Genomic DNA, 6567 nt, shown 5'->3' with positions numbered 1-6567 from the left:
GCAGGATCCGCTCGTGATCCGCGCTCCACTCTGCCGAATCGGCCGCGTGCGGTGGGGCCGAATCCGCCGCGTCCGGGGTGGGATCGGCCGCGTCCGACGGGACCGGCTCAGCCGCGTGCCGCGGCGTCGGACCGGCCGTGCGCGGCGGGTCGCCGGTCGCCACGACCAGCGTCGTCCGGTGCAGCTCGATCTCGTCCGCACGAGTGCGGCCCCGCGTCATCGCGTACGGCCGCACCAGCGGTCCGGCGGCGCTGTCCCGCCAGCCGCCCGTCGTGCACTGCCGCGTGATCATGACGCCGCCGCCGGGTCGAGGCGGGAGCGGGGCGCGGACGCGATGGCCGCGCCCGCCCGCTGCACGAACAGGTTGATCTCGTAGGCGATCCGGCCGACGTCGGCGTGCTCGTCGCCGAGCACCGCCACGCAGGTACCGGCGTTCGCGGCGGTGACGAACAGGAAGGCGTGGTCCATCTCGACCACGGTCTGCCGGATCGAGCCGCCGCTGAACCGAGTGCCGGTACCGCGGGCCAGGCCGTGCAGCGCGGAAGCCGTCGCGGACAGCGCTTCGGCGTCCACATCGGATAGTTCCGGGGAGGCTTCCACGACCAGGCCGTCCGTGGACAGCACGACCGCGTGCCGCGTGCCCGCGACACTTCCGACGAGGTCGTCGAGCAGCCGGCCCAGCTCGGTCGGCGCGCTCGTGTTCTGCACAGGCTCTCCCTCAATCGTCGTTGCTGCCGGGGTCGTTGCTACCCGGGTCGTTGCTGCCGGGATCGTTGCGGTGGCTCTCGGCGTCGGCGTCCGGACCGCGCGGATCGGCTCGGCGGCCGCGGTCGGTGCCGCGCTGGATGGCCGACATCAACGTCCACACCTCCTCCGCGGAACGGTCCGGGGCGTCGCTGCGTTCCCGGTCGTCCTCGGTGGGATGGTCGCGGACCAGTTCGGGGGCGATGTTGGCCTGCTTGCGGCGTCGGGGCAGGGGGACCGGCCGGTCCTGCTCCTCGGGCCGCGCGGTGTCGTCGGTTCGGTCGGTGCTACTCGGCTCGTCCCGGCCGACCGGGGCGTGGCCGGGCGGGTCGGTGATCGCCTCGCCGGTGCCGCTCGCGTCCTCCTCCAGCGGCCAGGCGAACGATTCGTCGGTGGTCTCCTCCGGGGACTCCGGCGGAACGCGCGGCGCATCATCCGCGGCGGCGTCCCCGGTGGCGGTGCCTTCGGTGGTGGGGTCCTCGGTCGGCCATGCCGCTTCGAGCCCGGTGTCCTCGGTGATCCCGGAGTCCTCGTCGCCGCCGGAAGCCGGTTCCGCGTGCCCCGGCGCTCCGGAACCGCTCGGTTCCTCACCGTCCGCACGGTAGCTCTGCGTTGCCGGGTAGTCGTCCTCCGAAGGCGTGACGTCGGATGAACTGCTGATGTCCGAGCCCGTGCGGAACCGGTTTTCGACACTGTCGGTGGCTGGTGAAAAAGGTTGTGCTTCTTCGACCGGTTTTTCCGGCGATTCGGCCGGAGTCTCGGCGGCCTGGAGCTGCGTCGAACCCGGTTCGGCGGGCCAGGCGAATTCGTCGCCGGAAGCGGTGCCGCCGTCGGCGGCAGGGGTGCCGGGCGCGACCGGACCCTCCGGTGGCTCCAGCGCGGCAGGACCGGCCTCGACGGGTTCCAGCGGCGCGTTCTCCGCGCGCACCCGCGGAAGCTGCGCCGTGCGAACCTCGCCGGGTTCCTGCTCCACCGGCTCCACGATCAGCTTCGACGGCAGCAGCACGACCGCTCGCACACCGCCGTACGCGGAAGTCCGCAGCTCCACCGCGATGCCGTGCCGGGCGGCGAGCCGGGCGACGACGAACAGCCCGAGCCTGCTGTCCGAGCGCAGCGCCATCGCGTCGAACTCCGGCGGGTCGGCGAGCATCGCGTTCGCCGCGTCCCGGTCCTCGTCGGACATACCGAGCCCGCGGTCCTCGACCTCGGCGACCACACCGTGCGCCGAGGTGTGCGTGCGCACGCCGACCCGCGAATCCGGCGGGGAGAACGCGGTCGCGTTGTCCAGCAGCTCGGCCAGCAGGTGCACGGTGTCGGCGACCGAATCGCCGTGCAGCGCCAGCTCCGGCGGTTTCTGCACGTGCACCCGCGCGTAGTGCTTGGTCTCGGCGACCGCGCTGCGCAGCACGTCGGCCAGCTCGATCGGCCGGGACCAGCGGCGGCCGGGCTGCCCGCCGCCGAGGATGATCAGGTTCTCCGCGTTGCGCCGGGCGCGGGTGGCCAGGTGGTCCAGGCCGAACAGCAGCGTCATCCGGTCCGGATCGGTCTCCTCCCGCTCCAGCCGGTCGATCATGGTCAGCATCCGGTGCACGAGCGCTTGGCTGCGCCCGGCGATGCCGAGGAACACGGTGTGCACGCCTTCGCGCGCCTGCGATTCCCGCACCGCCGCGCCGACCGCGGTGCGCTGAGCGGTGTTGAACGCCTCGGCGACCTGCCCGATCTCGTCGCGGCCGTAATCCAGCCGCGCGACCTCGTGGGCGATGTCCACCCGCTCGCCGCGGCGCAGCCGGGCCACGATCTCCGGCAGCTGCCCGTCGGCGAGCACCAGCGCGTCGTCCCGCAGGCCGTTCAACCGCCGGGAAAGGCTGCGCGAGACCCGCAGCGCCACCAACGTCGCCAGCAGCATGACGACCAGCGCGACCACGCTGCCCACCGCCACCTGGCCGAGCCTGCGGTCGCCCGCGGCCAACCCGTCCGCGGCGGTGCGCTGGGCCTGCGCGGAAGCCAGCGAGCTGAGGTCGTCGGCGACCAGATCGCTGGTGGTCAGCCAGTCCGCCACGTCGATCTCGGGCGGGGTGGCGTCCTCGCCGCTGCCCGCGGGGGTCCACGCGCCGCGCGCGACGATCCGGTTCTCCAGATCCACCAGGTGCCGGAAGTGCGGCGTCGCGAGGATGTCGGCGTAGTGGCCGGCCTGCGCCGGTGCCAAGTTCCGGGCCGCGCTCTCCAACTCCAGGTGGTAGGACCCGGTGAACTGCGCGAACGCCAGGTGGTCGGGCTCGGTGAACAGGTCCGCGCGGAGACCGTCGGAGGCCAGCGACGCAGCTCGCGCCATCCGGTCCGCGGCGGTGAACAGCTCGCTGGCCCGCATTCCGCTGCGGGAGACCGCCGCGTCCGGGAACAACCGCGCCTGCGCTTCGAACAGGGCGGAGCCGGTGTCGAGGAACCCGTCGTAGTAGGCGTGGACCCGTGCCCGGTCGGTCTGCCCGCCGTCGACCTGCGCGCGCACCGCGGGCAGCTCGCGGATCACGCCGTCGAGCGCGCGCATCCGCTCGCGCACGCCCGCGGGGGCCGCCGCCGGATCCGCGGTGGCCCGCATCTTCGCCAGTGCGCGATCGGTCGTTTCCCGTTGCCGCGCAAGGCGTTCACCGGTGGAGCCGCGGGCGGTGAGCTCCAGCGAGCTGAGGGTGCGTTCCTTCTGCGCGGAAGCCAGCACCCGCATCGCGGGCAGCGACACGTCCCGCACACCGGAGGCGATGCCGCGCAGGTGGAAACCGTCGTAGAGGGTCAGGCCGCTGACGATCGACCACAGCACCAGCAGCGCGATGCCGGGGATCAGCACCACGCCGTAGAGCCGGTCGCGGAGGCTGCGGCGGCCTTTGCGCCAGTCGTCCAACTTCTGCACTACGTCCCACCCGTGTTCGCGGTGCCGGTGCCCGCGGCGACGTGCGACGCGGGGTCTCGGCGGCGCGGAGCGCGGGCGCGGGCCGCGACACGGGTTCGCGGGGTGCGGCGAACGGAACTGGTGCTGCCGGGTGATCGAACGCCGGTTGCTCGAACGCCGGGTTTTCCGCCATGCCCCCATCCGCCGTTGTCCGCACGAAACCTTCGCGAGGTTAGCACACGAAGATCAACTGCTTGTCCGCGGGAACGCGTGCTGCTCCGGTCGGCGCAACGGCTCCGGGATCGCGCTGTCGTCGACCGGTGATCGGCACGTGGAATCGACGAATGCGGGGCCGGGACCTGGAAATACCGCTGGAAGTTCGGGGATGCGCCGGGGCTTCGTGCTGAGCGCGGGAACGGCAGTGGGTTCCGGACGGACCGCGGCGCGCGGCTCGCGGTCCGTCCGGCGTCGTTCAGCCGGCGAAACCGGCCACGATTCCGGAGAACTCCCACGGCTGCTGCTCGGCGCCGCCGCAGCTGTCGGCTCCGCCGCCGGTGCACGGCCGGTCCCGGTTGACCGACCAGAAGGTGAACCGGCCGAGCCCGTTCTGCTTGGCGTAGTCGGCCATCTTCTGGAACGCCGCCACGTCCACGTGCTCGCCCTGCTGGTCGGTGTTGCCGTTCATCGACGAGATGCCCGCGTGCGCGTAGGCGGCGGCGTCGTCGTAGCCGAACGACTGCTTGAGCAGGTCCTTGAGCGCGTCGGTGGTGGTGATCGTGTCCTGGGCCATGTCGCTGCCGTTGAAGTCGAACGGCATCTGCGTCCACACGTCGATCTCCGCACCGATCTCCGCGGCCTTGGCGATCATCGCCTTGCCGTTCTCGTTCGGGCCGGTCGTGGTGGTGCCGAAGGTGACGACGGTCTTGAGCCCGGGGTTGGCCTCCTTGGTGATCTTCAGCGCCTCGATCACGCGGTTTCGCGACTCGGGGTTTTCCACCTCGGTGGATTCGATGTCGATGTCGATGGCTTTGAGGCCGTAGGCGTCGATCACCTTCTGGTAGGCCCCGGCCAGCGACTGCGCGTCGGTGCACGCCTCGCCGAGCTTGTTGCCGCTCCAGCCGCCGATCGACGGGATGACGTCACCGCCGCCCGCGCGGATTTCCTCGACGGTGGCCTTGTCCTGGCCGTCCAGCGGCCGGGTGCCGTCCCATGCCGGGTTGCAGCCGCCGTCGGAAAGGATGAACCCGAGCGTGAAGTCCTTGATGCCGCTGGCCTTTTGCACCTCGGACGGTGACGGCGGGGAGCCCCAGCCGTTGTAGAGGTACGGCGAGGCGGCGACCGGGCTTTCCGCCGCCGGTGCCGGGGCCTGCTGCGCGCTCAGCGCGGGGCCCGCGCTCAGCGCCGCGGCGCAGGTGACGGCGACACCGGTGCCTGCCAGGGTGAGCAGGTGCTTGCCGAGCTTGCCCACTGGTCCTCCTTCGGGGAGAGTTCGTCGGCCACGGCGGGGTCCGTGGCACCGCGCACCTTCGCAGAATCCGAAATTGGTTCGTACCACCAAAAGTAAGAGGGATCTGCTCCCATCGGCCGGTCGATGCGCCACCTCTTTCCCGGCCTGTATCGGACCTGGCCAGCGAATTGTTCGGTCCACATCGGAAAACGCGGAAGTGATCCGCGGCACAATGGGAAATTGCCCTTTTTCCCGGGCGGCGCCGCGGGTCGGGTGATCGGTGTCGGTGGCTCGTGGTTCCATCGGGCCGTGACCGCCCCGAAATCGTCTCCTGCGAAGCCCCCGGACAGCGCCCCGATGCTGGTCCGGCGCTCCGGTGGTGCTCGCGCGCCGCAGTGGGACGAGCCCGCGCGCCGGGTGCTGGACAACGACGGCGGATTCCTGCGCGTTCTCGGCGGACCGGGGACCGGGAAGAGCACGTTGCTGGCCGAGGCCGCGGCCGAGCGGATCCGGAACCGCGCGGTGCCGCCGGAGAACGTGCTGGTGCTGACCTCGGGCCGGGCGGCGGCTTCGCGGATGCGCGCGGCGATCACCGAACGGCTCACCGATGGCGCCGGGCTGCGCACCGCGCAGGAACCGCTGGTGCGCACGGTGCACTCCTACGCCTACGCGGTGCTGCGCGCGCAAGCGCTGCGGGCGGAGGAGCCGCCGCCGCGGATGCTCAGCGGCCCGCAGTACGACGCCTGGGTGCGCGACCTGCTGGACGGCGACATCGAGGACGGCGCCGGGAACTGGCCGGAGCCGTTGCGCGGCGCGCTGCCGCTGGAGGGCTTCGCCGGGGAACTGCGCGACCTGCTCACCCGCGCTTCCGAACGCGACATCCCTCCGGAGCGCCTGATCGCGCTCGGCTCGCAGCACGACCGCCCTGAGTGGGTCGCCGCCGGACGCTTCGGCGTGCAGTACGAGCGGACGGTGTCCCTCGGCGATGGCGCGCTGGAGGCCGCGGCGCTGGTCAACAGCGCGCTCGGCGCGTTCGGCGGGGATTCCGGCCTGCTCGCCGATGAGCAGTCCCGGGTGCGCCACCTGCTGGTGGACGACGGGCAGCACCTCGACCCGCAGCAGTACCGGCTGATCAGCAGGCTCGCCGGGGGTGCGCGGGAGTTCGTGCTCGCGGGCGATCCCGATCAGGCCATCTTCTCCTTCCGCGGCGCGGATTCCCGCTGCCTGACCGAGTCCGAGCCGGACCGCACCGAAGTGCTCACCGCGGGCAGGCGGATGTCCGCGGCCGTGCACACCGCGGTCGGCAGGCTGGCCGCGGGGCTGCCCGGCGCGGGTCCGCAGCGCGAGCTGAACCCCGCGGGTTCGAGCGGTTCGGTGCAGGTGCGGCTGCTGGGCTCGCAGGCGCAGGAAGCTGCGTGGGTGGCCGACCAGTTGCGCCGGGCGCACCTGCTGGACGGGGTGCCCTCGGCGGAGGCGGAGCAGAGCGGACGACGTG

Annotated in this window: 5 protein-coding genes; 1 reads left to right on the top strand and 4 read right to left on the bottom strand. The window is 72.4% G+C overall.

Features of this window, described 5'->3' with window-relative positions:
* From IJH84_RS17610 to IJH84_RS17595, 4 genes are all read right to left on the bottom strand, one after another.
* Positions 1–292, bottom strand: a 292-nt coding sequence (locus tag IJH84_RS17610) for a DUF742 domain-containing protein (protein ID WP_295146393.1), incomplete at its 3' end; no start/stop codon positions are given.
* Positions 289–708: a roadblock/LC7 domain-containing protein gene (locus IJH84_RS17605; protein WP_200073329.1), complete on the bottom strand. Its 420-nt coding sequence runs from the start codon at positions 706–708 to the stop codon at positions 289–291. The genes IJH84_RS17605 and IJH84_RS17610, both read right to left, overlap by 4 nt.
* A 10-nt stretch (positions 709–718) precedes the next feature.
* Positions 719–3646 carry a nitrate- and nitrite sensing domain-containing protein gene (locus IJH84_RS17600; RefSeq protein ID WP_295146390.1) on the bottom strand — a complete coding sequence of 976 codons (2928 nt, stop codon included), beginning with the start codon at positions 3644–3646 and terminating at the stop codon, positions 719–721.
* Between the two features lie 451 nt (positions 3647–4097).
* Complete coding sequence (locus tag IJH84_RS17595) at positions 4098–5093, bottom strand: chitinase (RefSeq protein ID WP_295146388.1); 996 nt, start codon at positions 5091–5093, stop codon at positions 4098–4100.
* A 288-nt stretch (positions 5094–5381) separates the two neighbouring features.
* Here IJH84_RS17595 and IJH84_RS17590 point away from each other — a divergent pair.
* Positions 5382–6567, top strand: a 1186-nt coding sequence (locus IJH84_RS17590) for a UvrD-helicase domain-containing protein (RefSeq protein ID WP_367269044.1), incomplete at its 3' end; no start/stop codon positions are given.

Source organism: Saccharopolyspora sp., assembly GCF_017434145.1.
GTDB classification, from domain to species: Bacteria; Actinomycetota; Actinomycetes; order Mycobacteriales; family Pseudonocardiaceae; genus Saccharopolyspora_C; species Saccharopolyspora_C galaxeae.
This window is presented reverse-complemented; position numbering and strand designations above follow the sequence as displayed.